The 23,925-nt window shown below is 58.3% G+C and carries 13 protein-coding genes; 8 read left to right on the top strand and 5 right to left on the bottom strand.

From position 1 onward, the window contains the following. Window positions 1-73 precede the first annotated feature (73 nt). The 3 genes from HU724_RS22255 to HU724_RS22245 form a co-directional block, all read right to left on the bottom strand. Window positions 74-2,767 (bottom strand): RHS repeat domain-containing protein, encoded by a 2,694-nt coding sequence (locus tag HU724_RS22255; RefSeq protein WP_186567616.1) that lies wholly within the window; start codon window positions 2,765-2,767, stop codon window positions 74-76. Continuing rightward, window positions 2,764-7,242 carry a SpvB/TcaC N-terminal domain-containing protein gene (locus tag HU724_RS22250; protein WP_186567618.1) on the bottom strand — a complete coding sequence of 1,493 codons (4,479 nt, stop codon included), beginning with the start codon at window positions 7,240-7,242 and terminating at the stop codon, window positions 2,764-2,766. The genes HU724_RS22255 and HU724_RS22250 overlap by 4 nt, the downstream gene beginning before the upstream one ends. A gap of 201 nt (window positions 7,243-7,443) precedes the next feature. Then, window positions 7,444-8,967: a fumarate hydratase gene (locus tag HU724_RS22245; RefSeq protein WP_007916251.1), complete on the bottom strand. Its 1,524-nt coding sequence runs from the start codon at window positions 8,965-8,967 to the stop codon at window positions 7,444-7,446. A 484-nt stretch (window positions 8,968-9,451) separates the two neighbouring features. Between HU724_RS22245 and HU724_RS22240 the strand changes: the two genes are divergently transcribed. Genes HU724_RS22240 through HU724_RS22230 form a run of 3 tightly spaced genes read left to right on the top strand, consistent with a single transcriptional unit; the run spans window position 9,452 to window position 12,258 of the window. Next, window positions 9,452-10,558 (top strand): GGDEF domain-containing protein, encoded by a 1,107-nt coding sequence (locus HU724_RS22240; protein ID WP_186567620.1) that lies wholly within the window; start codon window positions 9,452-9,454, stop codon window positions 10,556-10,558. Further along, a complete protein-coding gene (locus HU724_RS22235; RefSeq protein ID WP_186567622.1) occupies window positions 10,551-11,486 on the top strand; it encodes an iron-sulfur-binding ferredoxin reductase in 936 nt (311 codons plus the stop codon). Before HU724_RS22240 ends, HU724_RS22235 begins: the two co-directional genes overlap by 8 nt. A gap of 28 nt (window positions 11,487-11,514) precedes the next feature. Continuing rightward, window positions 11,515-12,258: an enoyl-CoA hydratase-related protein gene (locus HU724_RS22230; RefSeq protein ID WP_186567624.1), complete on the top strand. Its 744-nt coding sequence runs from the start codon at window positions 11,515-11,517 to the stop codon at window positions 12,256-12,258. A gap of 169 nt (window positions 12,259-12,427) precedes the next feature. Here HU724_RS22230 and pyk read toward each other — a convergent pair whose 3' ends face one another. Next, window positions 12,428-13,879, bottom strand: a complete 1,452-nt coding sequence (gene pyk / locus HU724_RS22225; RefSeq protein ID WP_101155690.1) for a pyruvate kinase — start codon at window positions 13,877-13,879, stop codon at window positions 12,428-12,430. A gap of 172 nt (window positions 13,880-14,051) precedes the next feature. Here pyk and HU724_RS22220 point away from each other — a divergent pair, with 172 nt between their 5' ends. Both HU724_RS22220 and HU724_RS22215 read left to right on the top strand, forming a co-directional pair. Continuing rightward, entirely contained in the window at window positions 14,052-14,438 is a 387-nt protein-coding gene (locus HU724_RS22220; RefSeq protein WP_016773461.1) for a tetratricopeptide repeat protein, read from the top strand. A 231-nt stretch (window positions 14,439-14,669) separates the two neighbouring features. Beyond that, on the top strand, window positions 14,670-15,029 hold the full coding sequence (locus tag HU724_RS22215) for a PilZ domain-containing protein (protein WP_137214026.1): 360 nt from the start codon (window positions 14,670-14,672) through the stop codon (window positions 15,027-15,029). Window positions 15,030-15,122: 93 nt separating this feature from the next. Here the strand turns inward: HU724_RS22215 and HU724_RS22210 are convergent, their stop codons facing one another. Then, on the bottom strand, window positions 15,123-15,500 hold the full coding sequence (locus HU724_RS22210) for a DUF6124 family protein (RefSeq protein WP_186567734.1): 378 nt from the start codon (window positions 15,498-15,500) through the stop codon (window positions 15,123-15,125). 463 nt (window positions 15,501-15,963) lie between these two features. On the opposite strand from HU724_RS22210, the gene HU724_RS22205 reads away from it, so the two are divergent. The 3 genes from HU724_RS22205 to HU724_RS22195 all read left to right on the top strand — a co-directional run bounded on the left by HU724_RS22205 (window position 15,964) and on the right by HU724_RS22195 (window position 23,906). After that, window positions 15,964-19,152 carry an Ig-like domain-containing protein gene (locus HU724_RS22205; RefSeq protein ID WP_186567626.1) on the top strand — a complete coding sequence of 1,063 codons (3,189 nt, stop codon included), beginning with the start codon at window positions 15,964-15,966 and terminating at the stop codon, window positions 19,150-19,152. Window positions 19,153-19,207: 55 nt separating this feature from the next. After that, window positions 19,208-20,083, top strand: coding sequence for a hypothetical protein (locus HU724_RS22200; protein ID WP_186567628.1), 876 nt, complete (start codon window positions 19,208-19,210; stop codon window positions 20,081-20,083). A 166-nt stretch (window positions 20,084-20,249) separates the two neighbouring features. Then, window positions 20,250-23,906, top strand: coding sequence for a Tc toxin subunit A (locus tag HU724_RS22195; protein WP_186567630.1), 3,657 nt, complete (start codon window positions 20,250-20,252; stop codon window positions 23,904-23,906). Window positions 23,907-23,925: the final 19 nt, after the last annotated feature.

The raw sequence follows: 23,925 nt of genomic DNA, 5'->3' as shown, positions 1-23,925 counted from the left end.
GGGACTGAAATCAGAGGTCGGGCCGGCACGATAACATGCGGCTGTTCCCGTTTCAGTGCTCGCGTCAGTCTGACTATGCAGCTTTCCCTTTTTTGGACCCGGAGTGCAATAAAACTCGCAGTTCCTTGAGCATGTTGACGCGTTTTTCGCTTTTTTCCTTGATTCGCTCCATGGAGTAGCCAAGTACTCTTGAGCGGTTGAAACTCTCTGCCAACGCCAATAGCCGCCCTGTGCCTCGTTCTATAGTTGCCATCATGTCAACGATGTCGTTATCGAGTTCATTGAACTGTTTCTCAGTCAGATCTTTTCCTGCCGCATTCACTTCTTCAAGAAGATCGGCCACCTTGAATCCCATGCTTAGACCCTGGCCCGCGAGCGGTACCTTTTTTGCCGCGAAAACGACCACTTCTTTTCCAAGATTTTTTCTCCCCTCCTCATTGGTTGGCAACCATTTGGATAACGTGTCCATCAAATAGCGGTCCGAAGTTTCGGAGCGAATTTTCTTCAGTATCTTGTCAGGATTCAGACGACCAGATTGCAGGTTTATCGAAGTGCTTGCTCCGGTTTTTTTACCTATATAACCCGTTGTTGTGCTGATGGCTTTGCCGAACAACAGCCCGGCCGCCGCGCCCGCCAGCATACCCAAAGGCCCGCCGGGCGTGCCTAGCAATGCGCCCACACCGGCTGTGGCAATCGTGGAAACACCTTTCTCCGCGAGCGTGAAGGTGGTTCGTTCTGCACTGGATTTGGCATGGTTCTTTGCATGACGATGGTTGAGTATCTGCTTTGCGGTGTCGCGAACACCCAGCGTAACCTCATCAAGCAATTCGAGATGCCTGAAAATCTTCAGGTCGAAGGAGCTGGCCGGATCGCCATTTCCAAATGATGTTTTCCATCGCTCAATAATCGCAAAGGGAAGCCTGAAGCGACCTTGATCATCCAAGTAAGTGAGTGGGTTATTCCCCACAAACCCATACAGATTCAACCCATCCACATCCCCCGCCGGATCTGCACTGACCCAACGCTGCAACCACGGCGCGTAATAACGAGCGCCGTAGTAATACAAACCACTGGCATCCATTTCCTTGCCGGAGTAACGGATGAAGCGGTATTCGATTTCCGATTCCGGGGCCATCCACGCGGTTTCGCCGAACGGGTAATAGCCTTCTTCGCTGGTGATGACGGCCTCTTCATTGAGCTCCATCACACAAGAGCCGAGATGGTCTTCGAGGGTATAGCGCAGTTGGGTGTTGGCGGCAGGCGGATTGCTCACCCAATGCAGACACCGCGCGTTGCCGACGCTGATGATGTGCAGCTCTTCGCCGTTGTCTTTGCTGCGGATTTCCAGGCCGGGCAGGTAGCGCACTTTATCGATATGACTGACACCCCTGGCGACCGTTTCGCGATATTTGAGTACCCGCACGCCCTGGCTGTAGCGGTAATTCTCGGTGTCGTTGGCGCTGTCCTTGCGAATGACCAGATCTATATGTTCCAGCTCGTCACGATTGTTCCAGTGCAATGTCGGGCCGTGCCGCAGCCTGGATTGATTGCCGTGCAGGTCGAACCAGTTGCCAAAGTCCGGTTCGTCATCGCCGGTTTCCCGGCGTACTGCGCGATTGCTTTCACTGTCGATGTGCATACGCCTGGTGCGACAACCCTCGTCGCGCTGATGGCACAACTCGATCAGGTTTCCTCCCTTGTCGTAAGTGTAAGTCTGGGTGTAGTTGCGGCGGTTTTTCGGATCGGTCGGTTGCGGCAGGCCGGGGATGTCCGGGGGTAGGGCGTCGTCGTAACCGGTTGCGCGAATCAACCGGTACAAGGAGTCGTAGATGAATTCGCGATGGCCATCGACCCGCTGGTTGGCAAACCAGGTGGGTTCGAAGGCGTGGTCTTCAATGCGAATGATGTTGCCGACGCGGTCGTAGAAATAGGCGAGATCCTGCAATCTGGCCTGACCGGGTTTCTGACTGGTTCGTGTATCAAGGCGGCCGTCCGCCGGGTCATAGGTCCATTGGCGGAGCACGCCGTTGCCGGCCAGTTGCGAGATGATCTGACTGTTGGCGTTGTAGTGCGCATCCTGCAAGACCTGCGTGACTTTCGTTGCGACTTCCAGCTCGACCTTCTTGAGTTGCCCGGCAAGTCCGTAACGAGATGCTTTGCGATGGCCGCCGGCATCGATCTGCTGCAGCACAGCGCCCAATGGGCTGAACACTTGTTGGCTGGTGAACGCCTTGCCATCGTCAAAGGTTCGGGTTTCTACGAGCGCCTGACCGGTGAGGGCGTAACTGGTGATGTCCAGCGAACCTGAAGAATCAGCCTGCTTGATCAACTGCCCGCGCAGGTTGTGGCCGGCATCGGCAGAACTCTTGCCATAGCTGAAACTATCGATCCGAGCGTCACCGACTTCCTTGAGCGTTGTCACGCGCAACTGCGTATCGAAGGTCGACTCCCAGTGGTGACCACGTTCGTCCCAGCGTTGCCGGGGCTCGCCGGCCAGCCCCGGCAATACCAAGCGCCAGCCGCTATCCACGCTGTCAGTGAAGACTGCGGCACCGTTCAACGCATAAACGGTGGTGGTGTTGGCCATCAGCAGGCGCGGATCGCGTTGCGCCACCACTCGTCCGGCGACATCGTGGTCCTGACAGGTCGCGAAGGCGCTCGGTGTGTCTTCTGCAAGAGTACGCAAGTAAGCGACCTGGCGGATCGGCAGGCCGCGGCCGTCGATGACCGCCAACGACGGCGTGCGCCAATGCAGGGAGGCGGTCATGAGCCTGACTCGAGAGAGGACTCCAGCTCTTCGGCGGTGTCGTTGAAGTCCTGCCTCGTGAGATACCACGGATGGTAAGTCTCGAGGGAAAAGTAGCCTTTGGCGTTGATCAGTTTCGTCGGACGCCCCAGTGCGTCATAAAACAGCTGGTCGAAGAGCCCGAGCTCGTTTAGCGACTGATCATCGACGTAGTGGTGCGTGTTAGCGAAAATCGGTCGGTACTGGCGTATTGGCAAACCCTTGTTGTTGTATTCGACGCGCTCGCTGACGCGCCAGCGTACATCGGCATGTAACTCACCGTTGTCAAGGCGCAACGTACCTGTTGCCGGGTCCACATCATGCGCAAGGCCCGGGTCGACCAATTGCAAGGTCTGCAAGGGACGGCCAAAACCGTCGACACAGGCTTTGACGATCTGAATCTGCGCGTCGATGACATCGTCGGGGTAGCGGTCGGCGCTGAGTATCACGGTGTGTACCGGTTCCCGATATGCAGAGCCTATCGCCACGAGCAACTGTTGATCTTCGAGCGTCAGTGTCCGGGCAAAGGCCAGTCGGCGGCGTGTGCTGGCGCGGATGTGTCCGCCGGGTAGCAGGTCACCTTGTTCGATCCAACGACTTTGCTGCACGGAGGCAGGGATGCTGGCCATCCAGCTGAACAGATTTTTGTGCAGGGTACTCGCGGCGTTCTGTACGGTTTCTTCTGGACACTGGATGGCGTATTCCGGGCTGGTATCCGGCATGGGGTTATATTCGGCCAACTCGTAGAATCCGGCGTCTTTGCCGTTTTCCTTGCCGTGGAAACTGGTGACTCGCGGCTGACCGGAGGGCTCGTAGATAACTTCTTCGATGTTCTCGTTGGCGTCGATGATTCGCAGGGGTTTCAGTGCGTGGTAATCGAACTCCTCGATTCGCACGATACAACCGTCGGGTAACCGTACGCTGATGACTGTCAGGTGATACGGGTCATACACCGCTGTGGTTATGCCGTGACTTAGCGTTTCCTTGAATGAGAGCACTTCGTGGAAATCGGCGAGCGTACCGTACTGAGCAAAGTTGAATTGCGACGCATACAGGTTATTTTCGTCGCTCCGGTTGTCTTCGAAAAGCGGCGTCATCGCGGTGTAACCGATGTCCTCCAGAAGCTCGCGAATAGGGCGCTCCGACACGACGCTGTAAGCGTCAATCGCGGTCTTGTCCAGCGTTGCTATTGTCTGCGGACCGAACAAGCCTTCGAATCCGGCGAGGCCTTTTTCCATCGGCTGGTTGTTGGTGTCCACGTAGAGCTGTTCGGATTGCGAGGTCAAAACTCTCGCCTTGTTCCACGGATCGGAATGGCAATGCTCACGCAGGCACTCGAATGACACCTGAGCGGGATTGAGGCCGCCGGGCAGGTCGCCCTTGAGCAACTTCAGCGCATTGCCGCGCGCCTGAAACGGCAAGCCCAGGCGCCAATATTGCGGATCGGCAGAAAGATTGATGAAGTTCGCGTACGTTTCACTGATGTAGAACGCGTGCTGCGCAACATCGTGGGCGTCGCGCCACCACTGAATCATGTCCTTATCTTCGAAAGGTGGTGGGCTCTGCTCGTTCAGCCTGCGCGCGTAGCTCACCACCATTGCGTGGATGACCGCGCCGAATTCATCCCAGAACAGATTCAGTGCATGCTGGCACTGCGGGTCATTGAGGAAACCGTCGTATCGGTAGCTGATGCTTTCAGCCAATAACGCCAGCAGGACCGGGGCGCAGTAGCGACCCTGAGGCTGTACCTCGCGCACCAGATAACGCATTTCTTCAACCGCATAGAGTGTTTCGCCGCCAAGGGTGTTGTCATAGGCATAGGTTTCGCTGCGAGCGATCAAGCCTACCAGCGCCCGAGCGATATGGTATCGGCTGTCGGCATCGTGCGGTTCGCTCGGCTGATCCCATTTGTCGCGCAACTGATAAAGGCTGAACAAGGTTTTGCCCAGCGGGCAGGCCTCAGAATCCCCATTGAAATAATCCTCGCGTGAGCGATCCATGGCCTGGCCGGTGTGAAACCAGGTGCACACCCGCATCGGTGCGCTGGTCCCCGGGTCCGGATTGACCGTGGCGGTTTCGCAATCGATTTGCTCCAGATAGCCGAAACCGCAGAATTCACGTTCCCTGCCGTCATAGAACGCGTTGCCCCAGGCGAACGTCTGGGTAAACAGATTGCCGGTGATCTCGTCCAGTTGCTGTTGTTTCTTGACCACGGTCAGCGGGAATGGCAAGTGGCAGACGGGTACAGCTTTGTTGTCCAGAAACCACTGTTTTTCATCCAGCCATTCCTGCGCCGAGCTGCGATAAGTCACGCTGCAAGCGCAGCCCATGTTGTTATTGCTGGAGATCGGCAGGTAGGGCTTGGCCTCCACGAAATCGTAGCGCCAGTGCCTCGGCTGCATATGCGGCACGGTCAGAATCAAGCTGGCGCAACCCAAACCTTGCAGGTCGGCGAAGCTGACCTGGCACAAGCGGTCATAGCGCACTTCTTCAGGCCACGGCACGCTGACGGGAATCTGGTTGAGGCCGTTGCCGCCTCGGTTCAGATAAATCTCGAACACGTCGGATTTCAGATAGATCAATGCCGGCGCGCCGGAGCCGTCGAGGTCGGCCAGACGCACTCGCGAGGAGTCGAACTCTTCATAGGTAAACGGCAAGTCGCTGATCTTGCGACCTTTACCGAATTTTCCGTGGCCGAGGTTCGGCCAGCAGCGGATCTCGTCGTGGCGGATGCGGCACAGTTCGGGCATGTCGCTGCCCAGCAGGTTGCCCAGCAGCACCAGTTCAGTGGACGAGTTGCTGAAGACGGGCAAACGGTCGTCTTCGTATTCATGGCGTACCTCTACAGCGGCCGCGAAGCCTTTTTCACGCAGGCTGGCGTACAGGCGCACACCGTCTGTGCTGACCAGGGCCGCCGAGTTCAAGCCGTCGCCGCAAAAATCCCCCATGATCAAACGCAGGTCCTGGTGCTCTCGGGGGAATTTATCGAAACAGGTAAACAGTTCGAACTGGCGCTGGGCATTCAGCGCATGAAAGCCGCAGTAACCCAATCTGGCAATGATCAGGTCCAGACGCCCGTCGCCGGTCAGATCGAGCAGTTGCGACACGGCCCGGTTACGATCGGCGACCGGGATCTTGTCCAGCAAGGTCCATGGGCCGTAACCGATTTCGTCAGTACCAGGCACCGCACGCAACGGTTCGCGGTAATACCAGGCGTTGTCGTAGCGGCAGAGGAAGCCCGGCACGCCCTCGCCATACAGATCGACGCATTGGTAGAACCCGCCGTCTTCAATGCCGGGCTGGATCACGTTTTCCAAAAGGCGTGACGGTGTTTTATTAATGTCGAAAGGAGAGTATTCGAACTCCACCGGCGGTGAGTCCTCGACATTGCCTTCGGCATCGAAGGCCTGATAGTGCGCTGCGGTGATCTGGCTGTACGTCCACTCGCCACCGATGCGTGCAGTCGAGTATTCGAGAATCTGACGCCGTATCAATTTCGGCCCGTCTGGCCATTCCAGTGGGAAGTCATGAAACATCAGCACTTGCTGGCAGAGCCTGCGGGTACCCAGTTCGAAGCCTTGTCCATAAGTTGAAAACGGATCCTGCCGCACCTGCCAGGGTCGCGCTTCAGCGTAGGTCGGAACCTCTGACAGCGAGGTGCTGCGTTCGCCATAGTCAAATACAAGTTGAAAATGCCACTGCAGTTCCGCCGGTTCCTCCGGGCCCCAGCTATACAGATGTTCGCAGGCGGTGGCATTGCCGTAACACACCCGTCGCAAATAGCGCTGTGCACGGTAATCGTGAATCGGCTCTGGCTCGTCGGATTGATCGTCTGGCTTGTACTCGTAGAAGATGTGTTCGCCATGGGCGTTCATGCTTTCGCAGAGCAGCCAGCTACTGATGCGCGATTCATCATCGGGGTCGGCGAGGCGGGAGGCAGCGGTTTTGCCGTAGACGTGTAACGTGCCGTCGGCGCCGTGTATCAACCAGAAGGGGGCGCCGCCCTCAGCGGGTTGCCAGCGTTGGCGAAGGGAGAAATCGCTTTCTATCCGGGCCCGGTACGCCACGACAACATGTTCGGCAATGGGTAATTTTCTGAACGTGTTTTCCCTGCGCGACACCACGTTGCCTTCATCATCCAACTCCGGCATCCACACTTCGCCGTCATGACCGATGATTTCATCAAGCTCGGTGTAGCGCGGCACGCCCTTGTTGGTGCGTCGGCGGATCTGGCTCAGCCCCAGGTGGCAACCAAGGCCAAACGGACCGTTGCCGCTCTGGCTGCTCAATGACAAGGCCATTTGCGGATTGTAAACACGACCGGCCGACATCGGGCACGGCAGTTCGAATCCGGCAGTGCCGGTCGGCCCAACGGCGCTCCAGCTCTTGCCGATCGTGGCTATCGATGAACTCTTGGCGATGGCCGGTGCGGTGATGCTCAAATCTTGGTCGGGCATGGTCGAATCCATAGCGCGCAGCGTGGGCGTGTATGGAACGACGCTAACAAGTATCGGCAGAAAATGTACCTGTCAGATCTGACAGGTGCGCAAGATCATTTTCTGTGCATCAGCGCTGTTTTTATCGCGATTGGTTTGAACATATAAAAACGGCCGGTGCATCTTTACAGATGCACCGGCCGTTTTGTTGAAGCGCAAAGCTTATTGCACTTCGACTGCCAGGCTTTCGCTGATCTTCTGCTGCCAGATCGCCGGGCCAGTGATGTGCACGGACTCGCCTTTGCTGTCCACGGCAACGGTGACCGGCATGTCCTTGACCTCGAACTCGTAGATCGCTTCCATACCCAGCTCGGCAAATGCCAGCACCTTGGACTTCTTGATCGCTTGCGCAACCAGGTACGCAGCGCCGCCGACGGCCATCAGGTACACGGCTTTATTGTCCTTGATCGCTTCGATTGCGGTAGGGCCGCGCTCGGATTTGCCGATCATGCCCAGCAGGCCTGTCTGCTCGAGGATCTGCCGGGTGAACTTGTCCATCCGCGTCGCGGTGGTCGGGCCAGCCGGGCCAACCACTTCGTCACCGACCGGATCAACCGGGCCGACGTAGTAGATGAAGCGACCCTTGAGGTCGACCGGCAGGGTTTCACCCTTGTTGAGCATCTCGACCATGCGCTTGTGCGCGGCGTCGCGACCGGTGAGCATCTTGCCGTTGAGCAGCACGGTTTCGCCCGGCTTCCAGCTCTGCACGTCTTCCGGGGTCAGGGTGTCGAGGTTGACGCGACGGGCCGACGGGCCGGCTTCCCAGACGATTTCCGGGTAGGCATCAAGCGGTGGCGCCTCCAGCGAGGCCGGGCCGGAACCGTCGAGCACAAAGTGTGCGTGACGGGTGGCGGCGCAGTTGGGGATCATGCACACCGGCAAGGATGCGGCGTGGGTCGGGTAGTCCATGATCTTCACGTCGAGCACGGTGGTCAGACCGCCGAGGCCCTGGGCGCCGATGCCCAGCTGGTTGACCTTCTCGAACAGCTCCAGACGCATTTCTTCGATGCGGTTCTGCGGGCCACGCGCTTTCAGCTCGTGAATGTCGATGGATTCCATCAACACTTCCTTGGCCATCACTGCGGCCTTCTCGGCGGTGCCGCCGATGCCGATACCCAGCATGCCCGGTGGGCACCAGCCGGCGCCCATGGTCGGCACGGTCTTCAATACCCAGTCGACGATCGAGTCGGACGGGTTGAGCATGGCCATTTTCGACTTGTTCTCGGAACCGCCGCCCTTGGCCGCTACGTCCACTTCCACGGTGTTACCCGGGACGATGGAGTAGTGAATTACGGCCGGGGTGTTGTCCTTGGTGTTCTTGCGAGCGCCCGCCGGGTCGGCAAGGATCGAGGCCCGCAGGACGTTTTCCGGCAGGTTGTAGGCGCGACGCACGCCTTCGTTGATCATGTCGTCCAGGCCCATGGTGGCGCCATCCCAGCGCACGTCCATGCCGACACGGACGAACACGGTGACGATACCGGTGTCCTGGCAGATCGGGCGATGGCCGGTGGCGCACATGCGCGAGTTGATCAGGATCTGCGCCATCGAATCACGGGCCGCTGGCGATTCTTCGCGCAGGTAGGCTTCGTGCATCGCCTGGATGAAATCCACGGGGTGGTAATAGGAAATGAACTGCAGGGCGTCGGCAACGCTCTGAATCAGGTCATCTTGCTTGATCACGGTCATGAGTCGCGCTCCTCTAAAACACGATGGGGCAGCTACAAGCTTCTAGCTTCGAGCGGCAAGTTAAAGCATTACGCGGACAGCTTGAGCTTGCCGCTTCAGGCTTGCGGCTTGTAGCTGTCTTTTTGTGGCGCGACGCTAAAAAGGCGCGGCAGTATACCGCGCCTCGGTGGTGGGGGCACATTGGCTTTTGGTCGGATGACCCTGTGGCGAGGGGATTTATCCCCGCTCGGCTGCGCAGCAGTCGTAAAACCGAGCTCAGTGTGATTGACAGGTTGCAAGCGGCAACTTCGCAGCCCAACGAAGATGAATCCCCTCACCACAGGGACCTGGTGCGGGCATCAATGCAGCTCAATCAGGTCATGCATTTGACGTCAATTTTCGAGCCCGAAAATCGGTGGTCATTTAGCGACCGGGCCTCTAAAGTGGCATCCGGTCTGTAGAGTAGGACACTCGGTCAGCCTCCTATCGCACGGTGAGTCAACGATTGACCCATAACGCCATTCAACGCCTTTTGCTCAAACGCTTCGCCCTCGCTGCGGCCACCTACGGATTGGCTTTGCTGCTGCTGTGGCTGGCGTTTTTTACCGGGCATTATCAGCAATCGCTCAGTGGAGTGGCCATCGGCAGCGCGCTGGTGGTCATCAGTCAGGCGAGCCTTTTCGCCATGTTCTGGAGCGGGCGCAACCAGCGCTTCGCCGACCCCAGCCTGACCGAAGCGCAAGTGCTGATGGGCCTCGGCTGGCAGACGTGGCTGATCGCCCATGTCGACGAGGCACGCGGCGCGTTTCTGGTGTTCTATGTGCTGATCCTGCTGTTCGGCCTATTCCATCTCACCCGACGGGTGTTCATCCGCTGCGCGCTGCTGGTGTTCTTCAGTTTCTCCGCGATTACCCTGTGGGACGCTTACCACTTCCGCTTGGCCGAGCCTGCGCTCGCGGCGTTGCAAGTGTGCATTCTGGCGATGGTTTTGGCGTGGCTGGTGCTTTACGCACGCTTTGTCCAGGTCTCGCGGCAACGTCAGCGTCAGCGCCGGTTTGCCTTGCAGGCGCATCAGGACACCCTGCGCGGGATGATGCGCCAGCTTGAAGATCTGGTGGCCACCGACGAACTGACCGGGCTGTTCAATCGCCGGCATTTCCTGCGCATCGCCTCCCGCGAGCTCAACGCGTTGGACGGCGACGTAATGCACGGGCTGGCGCTGATCGATCTGGACCACTTCAAACGCATCAACGATCTGCACGGCCACGCCGCCGGCGATCAGGTATTGCAGGCGTTTGCCGGAGTGGCGCAAGCCTGCCTGCGCGACGGTGACGTGCTGGCGCGCTATGGTGGCGAAGAATTCGTGGTGCTGGTGCCCGACTGTGATGCCGAACGCCTGACCGCGTGTTGCGAGCGTTTGCGCATCGCCTTCACTGAGGTTGAATTGATGGGCCTGCAAGTGCGCAACCTGAGCCTGTCGGCGGGCATGACCCTGCTGTCCGTTGGCGATGATCTGGATGAGGCGTTGCAGCGTGCCGATCAGGCGCTGTACCGGGCCAAGCGTGACGGGCGCAATCGTTGTGCCGCCGCGTGGGAGAACGTCGATGCCTGAATTGCGTGTCGGTGATCGGCAGTGGACGGTCGAGGCGGGCAGCAACCTGCTCGATGCCCTCAACCACAACGGCGTCGCCGTGCCCTACAGCTGTCGCGCCGGCAGTTGCCACGCCTGTCTGGTGCAATGCATCCGAGGTGTGCCCAACGACAATCGCCCGGATGCCTTGAGTGCCGAGCAACGTCAGGACGGTTGGCGCCTGGCCTGCCAATGCCAAGTGGTCGAAGACTTGCAGGTGCACACCTTCGACCCGATTACTGACGGTCTGCCGGCCTTGGTCGAAGCGCTGGACTGGCTCAGCGACAGCGTTCTGCGCCTGCGCCTGACCCCGCAGCGGCCATTGCGCTACAGCGCCGGCCAGCATCTGGTGTTGTGGAACGGCCACATCGCCCGCCCTTACTCGCTGGCGAGCCTGCCGCAAGAAGACCGCTTTCTGGAGTTTCACCTCGATTGCCGCCAGCCCGGCGAATTCATCGATGCCGCACGCAAGCTGCAGATCGGCGATTCGATCCGCCTCGGCGAGCTGCGCGGTGGTGCTTTGCACTATGACCCGGACTGGCATACGCGCCCGCTGTGGCTGCTGGCCGCCGGTACCGGTTTGGGTCCGTTGTTCGGTGTGCTGCGCGAAGCCTTGCGTCAGGATCACCAAGGCGCCATCCGCGTCATTCACCTGGCCCATGACGAACGCGACCACTATCTGGCCAAACCCCTTGCCGCACTGGCCGCGCAGCGGGAAAACCTCAGCGTCGAGCTGTGGAAAGCGGCCGAGTCGGCCGCCGCTTTGGCGCAACTGCGCCTTGTTTCCCGGCAGACTCTCGCCTTAGTCTGCGGCTCGACGGCCAGCGTCGATGCGTTCGCCAAGCGTCTGTACCTGGCCGGATTGCCGCGCAATCAACTGCTGGCCGACGTGTTCGTAAGCCGTGGTTGAGCGCTGATTTTCAGACGCGAGACATGCCATGACTGAAACGATTGTGCTGGAACGCGAACGCGGTTTGCTGACCCTGCGCCTCAACCGCCCGGGCAAGAAAAACGCCCTGACCCGCGCCATGTACAGCCGCCTCGCCGAAGCACTGAAACAGGCCGACGGTGACCCGGCAATCAACGCCGTGCTGATCACTGGCAGCGCCGAGTGCTTCACCGCCGGCAACGACATCGCCGACTTTATCGAGCAACCGCCGAGCGACCTCGACAGCCCGGTGTTCCACTTCATGCTTGACCTGCTCGAATGCCGCAAACCAGTGATCGCCGCCGTCGCCGGTGCAGCGGTAGGCATCGGCACGACGATGTTGCTGCACTGCGATCTGGTCTATGTCAGCCGCGACGCCAGGCTGCGCATGCCGTTCGTCAACCTCGGATTGTGTCCCGAATTCGGTTCCAGCCTGATCCTGCCGCGTTTGCTCGGGCAGGCGAAAGCGGCTGAGTTATTGCTGCTTGGGGAAGGCTTTAACGGCGAACAGGCTGCGCAGTGGGGGATCGCCACCGAAGCGCTGGACAGCGGTGAAGCGGCGTTGAGCAAGGCGCGAGAAGTGGCGCTGCGGTTTGATGAATTGCCGGCCGAAGCGGTGCGCATCAGCAAGCAATTGATGCGAGCGCCGGATCGGGATCTGCTACGCAAGGTGATCGAGGAGGAGGGTGCGTTGTTCACCCAGCGCCTGCGTTCGCCGGAGGCGGTGGCGGCGTTGAGCGGTTTTTTTCGCTGAATCTTGAGACGCTTTCGCGAGCAGGCTCGCTCCCACATTTGAAATGCAATCTCCTGTGGGAGCGAGCCTGCTCGCGAAAGGGCCTTACCAGACAAAGTATCTGTTGAATCTCAAGCAAAAAGCCCCGCCATTCACATGGCGGGGCTTTTGCGTTTCAGCTGCCGGTCACTCAGACCTGCGGATCACCGACATGCAGGATCTTCATGCCGTTGGTACCGCCGGTGGTGTGGTAGCTGTCGCCCTTGGTCAGGATGACCCAGTCGCCTTTTTCCACGACGCCGCGCTTGGTCAGCTCGTCGATGGCTTTCTGGCTGACTTCGTGCGGTTCCAGCGAGGCCGGGTCGAACGGGATGGTGTAGACGCCACGGAACATCGCCGCGCGGGCCTGGGCTTCGCGGTGCGGGGTGAACGCGTAGATCGGCACCGAGGAGCGGATACGCGACATGATCAGCGGGGTGAAGCCGCTTTCAGTCAACGCAATGATCGCTTTGACGCCCGGGAAGTGGTTGGCGGTGTACATGGTCGCCAGCGCGATGCTTTCGTCGCAACGGCTGAATTCCTTGCCGATGCGGTGGCTGGACGTCTTGCCGGTCGGGTGTTTCTCGGCGCCGACGCAGATGCGCGCCATCGCCTGCACGGCTTCCAGCGGGTAGAGACCAGCGGCGGATTCTGCCGAGAGCATCACGGCGTCGGTGTAGTCGAGCACGGCGTTGGCCACGTCGGACACTTCGGCGCGGGTCGGCATCGGGTTCTGGATCATCGACTCCATCATCTGCGTCGCGACGATCACCGCTTTGTTGTGGCGGCGTGCGTGCAGAATGATTTTCTTCTGAATGCCTACCAGCTCGGCATCGCCGATTTCCACACCGAGGTCGCCACGGGCAACCATCACTGCGTCGGAAGCCTTGATCAGGCCATCGAGGGTTTCGTCGTCGGCCACGGCTTCGGCGCGTTCGATCTTCGCCACCAGCCAGGCAGTGCCGCCGGCTTCGTCACGCAGTTGACGGGCGTATTCCATGTCGGCGGCGTCACGCGGGAAGGACACCGCGAGGTAGTCGACTTCCATTTCGGCGGCGAGCTTGATGTCGGCCTTGTCTTTTTCCGTCAGGGCCGGGGCAGTCAGGCCGCCACCGCGACGGTTGATGCCTTTGTGGTCGGACAGCGGGCCGCCGATGGTCACGGTGCAATGCAATGCATCGTCAGTCTGGGTATCGACGCGCATCACCACGCGGCCGTCGTCGAGCAGCAGCTCGTCGCCCACGCCGCAGTCCTTGACCAGATCCGGGTAGTCGATGCCGACCACCTGCTGGTTGCCTTCGGTCAACGGATGGCTGGTGGAGAAGGTGAACTTGTCACCGATCTTCAGCTCGATCTTCTTGTTGGCGAATTTGGCGATACGGATTTTCGGGCCTTGCAGGTCGCCGAGCAGGGCGACGAAGCGGCCGTGCTTGGCAGCGAGGTCACGCACCAGTTTCGCGCGAGCCTTGTGCTCGTCGGGGGTGCCGTGGGAGAAGTTCAGACGGGCAACGTCCAGACCAGCCAGAATCAGCTGTTCGAGAACTTCCGGCGAGTTACTGGCCGGGCCAAGGGTAGCGACGATTTTGGTACGACGGACGGACATGCAAAGACTCCTGAGTTCAAGCGCAGGCAGAGGCTACTATGCTCGAAGGGTGTAGTCATTGTTCGAATGCACTACTTATCGTTTTCTTTATTGAACGTGGCAACTTCGGGACAAACGCGCCTGAAGATTTTCGACCAGGGGTCGATACAGAGCACAAGACAGGAGAACCCCCATGCGATTGTTGCCCATTGCCGCCCTTGCCCTCAGCGTCCTCGCCGCGACGGGCTGCACCCGTTGGTCGATGAACCATCATTTGAACAACGCCTACAGCGCCTATGAACGTGGCAATTGCGAGCAGGTCATGCTTGAACTTTCCAAAGTAGAGCGCGCCAGCCGCGCCCGCCCGTACGTGTGGCCGGAAGTGTCGATGATGCGCGGCCAGTGCCTGGAGCGGCAGAAGCTGTACATCGACGCGGTGCAGACCTACCAGTTCATTATCGCTTCGTACCCCAACAGCGAATATGCCTACCGCGCCCGTGCGCGTCTGGAAACCTTGCAGAGCCTGGGCCATTACCCGACACGCAGCGCCGCTGCGGTGGTGCGGCCGACACGCTTCTGACGGTACCGTCGTACAAAATCTGGCCGTCTGTACAAGCTCCGCTATAGTCAAGGAAACCGCTTGCGAGGCTTGTCTCGATGGCGGCGCAACACCTGCGACTGGCAGTGGTAAAAGTGACGGCGATTGTCGCGACCGTCACACCGGAAGCGGGGAGAGCGGGCCTGCCTACAGGCTCGTTCCGAAGCACAGGTGCGGCTCCCTGGCGGAGCCCTGCATGGCGTACAGCACATCATGTTTACCGACCGCCGGATCGAACGGCACCAGTTGCCGTATTACCTCAGAGTGTTCAATAGCATCACCGACAAACCCGTCGGCTTTCTCGGCAACGTGTCGGTGGACGGGCTGATGCTGATCAGCCAGTTGCCGATGATGGTTGGCGCAGATTTTCAGTTACGCCTCAAAGTCCCCGCCCGCGATGGCAGTCAGCAAGTCATCGATTTCAGCGCTTGTTGCATGTGGTGCCATGAAGACGCCACGCCGTTGCACTACGACGCCGGTTTCATCCTGCGGCGTGCGCCGGCGGAGTTCGGCGAGCTGGTGCTGGCGCTGAAGCAGTACTTCAGTTTTCAGCCGTTGCCGGCTTCTGCCTGAACAACAAAAGATCGCAACCTTCGGCAGCTCCTACATTTGGAATGCGTTTCCCCTGTAGGAGCTGCCGAAGGCTGCGATCTTTTGATCTTGACGTCATGCCACCGCGATCGCCCGCTCCTGATCCAGCGCCTTCTCCGCCAGCAATAACCCCATCTCGCTCAACTGATAAATCGCCATCGCCAGATGCCGTGGCTTGTCCTCGAGGCTGTCCGCCAGATCGAGCAGCAGGATGCTGACCGAAGAAAAGGTTTCGTAAGTCTGAATGGCCATCGCTTCGGGGTTGATGTCGGGCGCAACCATGAACATCTGCATGCCGCGATCGACAGAATTGCTCGAAGGTGGAGCGGCGGGTTTTTTCAGGTAGTGGTCGAGGGCTTTTTCAGCGGCCTCGTGGAGTCTGGTGGAATCGGGAGAAGCGTAGGGGGAAGTCGAGTCTTCGGTTTCGGGGGGATTGGGTGTTGGTTTGATCATTGTCTGCACACTCATAGTTGGGGCATCCACCTCTTCGCGACTAAACGAAAGGGTGGCGGCTGTAAGCAGGTTAGTCGACCGGGAGTGCACAAACCGGCGCGCCCTGAGGCGCCCTGCGAACAGCCACCATCGAGTGCGGGGATAGGGATTACCCGACTTGATGACGCTTATGCGCAATGCACGACCCGGGCGACTAAACCCGACCACTGATTGGCAGCGGCACGGATCACGTTACGGGGCAGCTTCAAAGCGCACAAGCCGGCGGATTCTGAGTGATGTGTAGGCAACGGCGCAACCTGCTGTAGCCGCGTGTTAACGGCTGAAGGACGTCAGCATGTTGCAGTGTGGGAATAGTTACCGTTGGTCGGGACTGTCAGAGTTGACAGGTGTGCTGGCGAGACGGTCGCGCATTAATGATGTGCGACCTTGCGATTAATCCTCCTAGCAACTCATGGGCTGAGCCATGGAAAAGAAAGATGATGATATCGATAAAAAATCCGCCAACGTCTCGCTTCAGGAATCGGCGATTTCAAGTGAGGGGAATTCTTCTGCAAGCAATCAGTTGATTTTCGAGGAAACGGACGCTTACGCAGAGGATCTGGACAGTGGATTGAACATCAGTGAAGTAATTCGCGCCACCAAAGGTGAATACTGGGCAGAGCTGAAAGTCGATTATAACTATAGCCGGGACGGCCTTGTCTTTACTTGTTATGTAAGGCAGTACCGCGCGAAAGCCAACACCCGCTGGGAAGGAAACGTTTGGCTGGGGGCTGGTCCGGCTAACTCCGCTCCCCATCACTTCGGATTGACGGGCGACGCTCGTCAGGATGGTACTTGGCATGATATTTCCCATGCGCCCATCACTTACACCGCATCCAAGGGTAATACAAGAATAAGTTTTGTTTATGAGTACGACAGAGACGACGTTGGCGACGTCCGTTTGGAAAAGTACATCACGGTGGCCTATAAACCTCCTCCCCTTACTCTTGACCCCCTGCGTAGTGTGAGTGCCTCTACTTTCAATGTTACCGGTGGCGGCGCCGTTGTCGGGGCAACTGTTACGGTTGTCAATGCAGCCGGGCAGAACCTGGGAACGGTTGTGGCTACCGCTGCCAGATGGTCGGTGCGCGTCACGATGCCAAGTCATTTACATCAGCTGGACGTTCAAGCCAGGCAGCGAGTCGATGGTAAGGATTCTGATCTGAGTGCAGTCATGTCAGTTTATCTGGTGCGCATCACTTCACCGCAAGCGGGTTCGACCGTACTCATGAAGGATCTGATCTTCAGCGGTACGGCTGCTCCAAATACGCGGCTCATGGTGGTTACTGCTCCGCCTGATTCGCAGGAATTGACCTGGCCTTTTTACACGGAGCTTGGCAACACAGCCTGGCAGAAACGGGCGGACTATTTTCCACCCAGCGGACCCGTCAAGGTTGCGCTTAAAGATGCGGCGCCTGGCGCGGGTCAGATTCTAAGCGAGTACGTAACTTTCATCTTTCTGGACTTACCGGAAATTCAGGGTCCACCTGCATCAAGCCTGCAAGAGCAGAATTTCCGTCTGGAAGGCACGGGCGGCCTGCACAATGCCCGGATCGAGGTATTGCCCGATCTGGCTGATGGGCCGCTTTACGGTTCGGCGGTTATTCAGGATGAAGGCGGCAAATGGGTAGTGGAGGTTGAGGTACCGTCGGGGCCGCGCGTTCTTGTTGTCGAACAGTTCTCGAACAGTGTTCCATCCGGACGCAGTGCACCGCGAGCCTTCAAGATTCGCCCTCCAAAACCTGAACTACCAGTAATCGGCTTTCCAGACGAAACAACGGTGATGTTCTCCGGTAAAGGCCACTACGATGCCCACTTCCCCACACGCATCCAGTTCACCGTGAAAACAGGCCAGGGCAATGCGCCGGCTGTTGCCACGGTGCAAAACGACGGTACGTGGGCTACCAGCGCAACGGGCTGGGAATTGGGCAGCCGCACGCTCGAGGCGATTCAACAGATTTACGACAATGCCGGAGGCTGGATCGACTCTTTATCTGTCGAATTCGAGGTCGAAAAGGAGCTGCCCCCCGTCAGCAATGTAAATCACACCGACGACTACCAGCCCACCTTCAGCGGGGAAGGTGTCGCCGGCGCTACCGTCAGAATATGGCTGAGCCAAAGTGAGTTCGCTGCGCCTGATGCACCGGTCAGAAATCGGCAATGGTCGACGCAAGCATCGACCCCATGGGGCCCCACAAACAACCGGAAGATCTCCATACAGCAAACATTAAACGACTTTGAAAGCTGGCTGGAATATCACGTCAGCATCCGGCCTCGGTCACCCATTCTGGACCAGCCTGCGGAAGGGAGCCTCAAGCCGGTCTTCACTGGTCGTTGCGAGTCTGGCGCGGTAGTCAAGATCAAGTTCAGTGATGGCGAGCAATCGTATGACGCTAAAGTCTCGGGGACTGCCTGGGAGTATCAGCGCGATGCGCCGTTTGTCGATGGTAAGACCTATACCGTTGAAGCGACCCAGACGATCGTCGAGCAAACCTCGCTGCCCGTTCGCGTAACCTTTACGGCGTATGCGGAGCGCCTTGTACCCGTGATCACGAGTCCCTCGCCGGACTCAGAAGTCGGCAGTGATGTGGCGGTGATGGGTCGTAACGGCATGCCCGGCGCATCGATGCAGCTGTGGGATGCGCAGTACGAAAAAACCTTGGGCGAGCCGGTGACTATCGTCCAGAACGATTGGTCCATCTGCCTTACCGGACTGAAACGCGGTGAACGGCATATCAGTGCCCAGCAGACCCTGAACGATCGAGAGTCAAAACACAGTGCAATCCTCAAAGTCAAGGTGGTGGTTCTACCGCCTGTGTTCCTCTTTCCGGGCCCGGGGGATGATCTGCCGCGGACCTCAACGATCTCGCTCACAGGTCGGCCGGATGCACTGGTTACCGTCTGGTGTCGGGGGATCGGTGAGCCGTTGCTGCGCGATATCCAGGTCGGTCCTAGTGGCACCGTAGAAGGCAGTATCACGCTGGAGCCGGGGCACAGGCTTCTCTGGGCAACCCAGACATTCGAGGGCGAAACTTCAGCTCCAAGCCCTGACGTACCGTGCCAGGTCGTGCCCAATGCGGTAATGGCCGAGTCACCCGTTACTACAGAACCCCTTGGCAAAACGGCGACGTTTGCCGGGTTTGCGGTGCCTGGCGACTTGATCACGTTACTGCGGGACGGGGAAAAACTGGGACAAGCCACCGTTCTTCCCGATCGAACCTGGTCAATCGACATAGCGTTCGAGCCGCCCGATGGGGACATCACTCTGCACCTCATGGCGTCATTCGATGAGTTTCATTCGAGCCTGAGCCAATGGAAGGGGCAGTTGGGACTTTATCAGCCGCAGTTCACCAAGCCTGAAGCCGGCCAATGGGTGTCGTCACCGGTGGCCCTTGCCGGGACGGGCAAACCGGGCTCTGGAAGATTGACGACATGGTATAGCGCGGATGTTGTGCTCGCTGAACCGGTTACCGTTACCGAGAACGGCTGGGCGGTCGAGTTGAGGTACCCGCTTTCAAGCGCAGGCCAATGGTGCCGGTGGTCACAAACATTCGCCACCGCAAGCCCTCCGTCGGACTTTGTCGACAGTGGCCGTTTCCACGTGCGGGACTGATTGCAGGAACCAGGTCACATTCCACAAACGGAACCTCAGCGAGGAGCGCAACTTTATGTCCGGTGTGAAAAGCGACAACAGCAAGGTCGACAGTCCACCCACTATCGAGTACCCGCGAGAGGGAGATGTCATTGAAGCCAATGGATACTCGATCTGGGGCAGGGGAGAGACCTTTTCGCACACAGCGCAAACTGTCGAATTGTACCGAGTGGAAAATGGCACGAGACGTCATGTCGACACTGTGACACTTCAAGACAACGGTATCTGGTGGGTCATACTCAAGCCTCAATGGGGAGAGGTGACGCTGGTTTGCAAGTATGCAGACTCTTGCGAACTTTCCACCGAAGTCAGCTACCAAGCGACCTTTAAATACACGCCGCCCACCTTGCCTGCACCGACGATTGACAAGCCTACGGAGAAACCTGTGGATCAGACATTCGTTATCGGGGGTGAAGCTAGTTCTCTGTGCTGGGTCAGTGTCTGGCGAGATTTGACCGACGAATTGCTCTATCCGGTTCCAGCGCTCGTCAAGGAGGGGAGATGGGAGATAACAATGTATTTAAAGCCCGGTCGTCACTCGATCGTGGCCAGCCAAAGGTTTCTTTGGGGTGAGCCTTCAAATCGCTCCGCCCCATTTGATCTGTTTGTCCGCCCCGATCAGCTCAAGGAAATTACCCAGGAAACTCTACCTGATGGGCAAGTGAAAATTTCCGGCGCGGGTTGGACCAACGCAACGGTGAGTATGACCATCAAGACTGGCCCGGGAGGCACCGCGCCACCCCCGGTAATAATAGTGAACGAGCATTGGGAAATGACGACACGCGACTGGCAAGGAGGGACTCATGACATCCAGCTCGTACAGAAACTTCCCGACAATGCGGGTGGCTGGATCGAATCGTTGCCTTTTGATTTAGAGGTCAATACGAAGTAGCCCCCAAAGGCCCGCAAAGCCAATGCCGCACCTAATCTCGACGAATGGTCATCAAACCTGTCAGTTATTACAGTGGTCGGCTGGGTTTCAGTAGCGTTGAATAGGCTCTTCCAACGAATGTCGGCAACGTTCCACCATCGCAAACTTACTGCTCAAGGGTGTCCATATGGCTAAGGCAAAAAACTCGAAGCGCCCCAGCGTGGAGCTGTTTGAGCAGGTATTTGGCAAACAGGCCAGGTACAAGAAATTTGCCGCACTGAAAGCGTATCTGGAACGTGGTGACTCGATTTTTCCGCTGGTGGAAAAAGGTCCCGTCCGGCTGGCCGAAGATTTCGGACTCAGCATCGAATATGCACAAAAATTTCTGTTGCGCGCCAATGCACTGGCGATATACCTGCGCCGGCGCTATATCGAACAGTTATTGACCGGCGAGACCACACCATCACCGTACGAGGGTGGCTTCAATACGGGGCCCAGTTACGAGCTTTTGTTTCCCACGAATTTTCATGAATACGCGCCGGTCGGAGCTCTGGAAGATTCAACGGGTGTGGTGGGGTATCTGGTACAGCTTTGGACCTGGGTCCGAGACAATATCGAGCCGTATGGTGATCTCGATCCGGATACCGGCAGACTCTTTATCCATGAGCGTCGTCCCGACATCGAAGCGTTGATGATTGATCACAACGCGATGAACAAGACGATCTCGGCCGTCGACATCATCCTCGATGTCCTGAAAGCATTCATCGCCAAGCACACCGACGGGGCGGATCTGGATGAACAAATGATCGAGCGGCGCCATCCTTATGGGCTGCCGTACTACCGACATTGGGCAACAATCAACGCGGTTGTTATTCATCACGGTCTGTCAGTCGGACATTTTTCGCGCTGGACAAGTGCCCAGTACCCCAACTTTCTTCAACCGGACGCGTGGGATGAGGATGGCGGTCGTGCACTGGAACTTGCCTCGGAGTTGGGGCCGTTTCAGCGGGCATTGTTGACCGAGGATCCTGTTACTGATGACGCCGACCAGGACACCAAAGAGGCGTTTTACGCGAAGAACTACGGGCTGCACGGGGTGGATTTTCAGAGCCTCAATGAAGCGAAGTTCTTCGGCGCGCGAACCCGGCAGGATAGCGAGGCAATCGCAGCCTCGTTGTCGCTGCGTAGCTACGCGCCGACGCGATCGGACAATGTCCATGTCTATGAAGAGTCCGCCACGCATGAAAGCGAGCGTTCCGGTTCTGTTTTCATCAATGCTGGCAAGCCTCCTGCCCTCGATATCGATTACCTGAACTTCTCCCCTCGATTGAGCAAACTTCCCAACATACACCCTGAAACCTACGACCGGATGAACCGCAAACGGCGGCTGGATCTGTGGTTGGATGTGAGTCCGGAGCAAGTTGATCTGTTGTTGGTAGCCGCTTTCAATGCGGAGCGCGCAGGAGACGCTGAGAACCCTGAACCGCCTGACATCTGGATTACCGACAAGACCGTGCAGTCGCTTGGGCTGTTTCAGACCTTGCGTAGAGGTTATGGATGCAAGGCTGCGGATTTCGCCGTGTTTATCGACAAGATGTCGCTTTATGGGCGCGGACAGGCCCCATCCCAGTTTGATGAGATATTCAATAACGTCCTGGGAAACTACCGTGAGCCATTGGTTATCGATGGCGGCGATTTTCCCTTGCTGCTGGCGCCAGGTGTATCGGAACTCACGGTCAACCGAATCTGCAGCGCGTTGAAAATCGACCTGCAAACCTACCAGTATCTGGCGCAGGCGATTGCCCGTGCCCATGGCCTGACCAACAAGCTACAGCGCAGCCCCGAAATTCTATCGGCGTTTTACCGACTGGTGAAACTGCCACGTCTGTTGAACATGACCCCGGTTGAAGGTTTGTCGATGCTCACGGTGCTGGGCGGGGAAGCGTGGGTCAACGGTCTGGCGGGTATACCGGCAATCAGGAAAAACCGCGAGACCAGAAACACAGTACCTGATGTGCTCGATCTTGTTTCGGCACTGGTCTCATGTCGCTACTGGTGCCAGACGCGCAACCTGCCGGTGCCGTGGATGCTGCAACAAGTGACGGCTCCAGAGGTCAGCAATGAGGCATCCGAGCCTGAGCAGCGTTTGTTCGGTTTGATCCATGACTTGCTGGACAAGGCACTGCTGACCAACGCCTCCTTCCTGAGGGATGGCGTGAGAGAGTTGCCTGGCAGGGACTGGAGAGAATTGATGCCTTCACTGACAGACCCACAGGGCCTGGTGAAGTCTTACGATGGCTGCGAGGCCGAGTACCTGATGTTCGCCAGGCAGGAGCTCGACAAGGCGGTGGAAGAAGGATTGAACGAGGACAGCAGCGTGCGTGCTCCGATCGTCGAGATCATGCTGACTGTTCTGTTGCAGGCGCGTGACGCGCAGCTGTCGATCGCTGGCAAGTGTCTGGCGCAATACACCGAATTGGATGCGGAGCGGTCGCTGCGGGTTTTGAGCTGGGCGAATTCTACCGTTTATAAGTTGTTGACAAGTATTGTCGAACACATGGCCGAGGAGTGGATGCTGCCACTGCCATTGCGCAGCGAACCTCTCGATCCGCTCTTCAAGTTGTTGGCTGAAGTGCGTCGGCGCAGCGCCATTGTGAGCGAACTTGACCTGAGTCTCGAAACACTCAGCGAGCTGCTCGATTACGGCATCAACGTGTGGTGGAAGCAAGTCGATCGCCACGCCGTCGTCATGTCCACGGTGTATTACCTGTCAGTTTTGGCCCACGCCTTCGAGATCAGCGAACCGCCACATACGGATTTGCTTGACTATCTGCGGCAGGTCAACGAATTGGGTGATCCCGACAAGTTGTCCGAGGACGCTCTGCGTCTGGCGCAACAAGCGTCAGTAGTGTGGCTGGCACGGTTATTTGACTGGAGCGAGCAGGAAGTGCACGAGTGTGTCGGGCGAATCGATCCGATACACAGGCTTTTGAAGAACCTTGAACAACTGGATCTGTTGGTCCGGGTTCGCGAACTGGCCAGACATACCGGGATGGATGCACTGACTGTTTTCCTGCTGGGTACGCTGCCCAGGACCGTCGATGGGGCTACGGACAAAGCTGTTTACAAGGATGTTGCCGAACGCGCCTTGTTGAGTCTGACGGAAACGGCGCCAGCGATTCGCCCGTCCGACGAGCTGCGTGCGCCGCTCGTCAACATGCAGATCGTGCCGGACAAGACCACGGTGGTCGCCGGCAGCTCCGACACGATCGTGATCACTATTACCCTGACTGATCAGAACGGCGAGCCGCTCAGCGGAGTGGCCATTCATGGACAGGCCAGCCTTGGCACGGTGGTCACGTCGGTAACTGATCCGGACGGGGTGGCCCAGGCAATATATACGCCAGGCAAAGCCATGGGGACGGAGCGGCTGTTGTTCTGGGTGCAGCTGTTTTCACCGCAGGAAGCGGATCCCGTCCAGTTGACCGATGACGTCGCCACTCTGGTTTTCCCGCCGCCGTTAATGTCCAAAGTGCCGGTAACCCGGGTCGCTGCGGGGCAGACTGTCGAGCTGTCCGCCGTACTTGAGGATGCATTCAAAAATCGGGGCAAGAGCAGGCCGGTGCAGTGGACCGTACAGGCCTATGGCGAAAATTCCTCGCGCAAGGTCGAGGCGGTGATCAAGGCGGCCAGGCTCACCACTCAGGACGGCTTCGCCCGGGCCTTCGTCTCCAGCGTTTCGGGAGGAAAGTTCAGGTTTACCGTGACCTCTACCTCGATGCCTGACGGGGACAGCGTGGACTTCGACTGGATTGAATTTGTACCTGCCGTCCGTCCTCGCTAAACACGATGTCCGCGCAGCC

It is taken from the genome of Pseudomonas iranensis, from assembly GCF_014268585.2.
Taxonomy (GTDB): domain Bacteria; phylum Pseudomonadota; class Gammaproteobacteria; order Pseudomonadales; family Pseudomonadaceae; genus Aquipseudomonas; species Aquipseudomonas iranensis.
The sequence above is the reverse complement of the archived record's forward strand: the minus strand, read 5'-3'. Positions and strand labels throughout refer to the sequence as shown.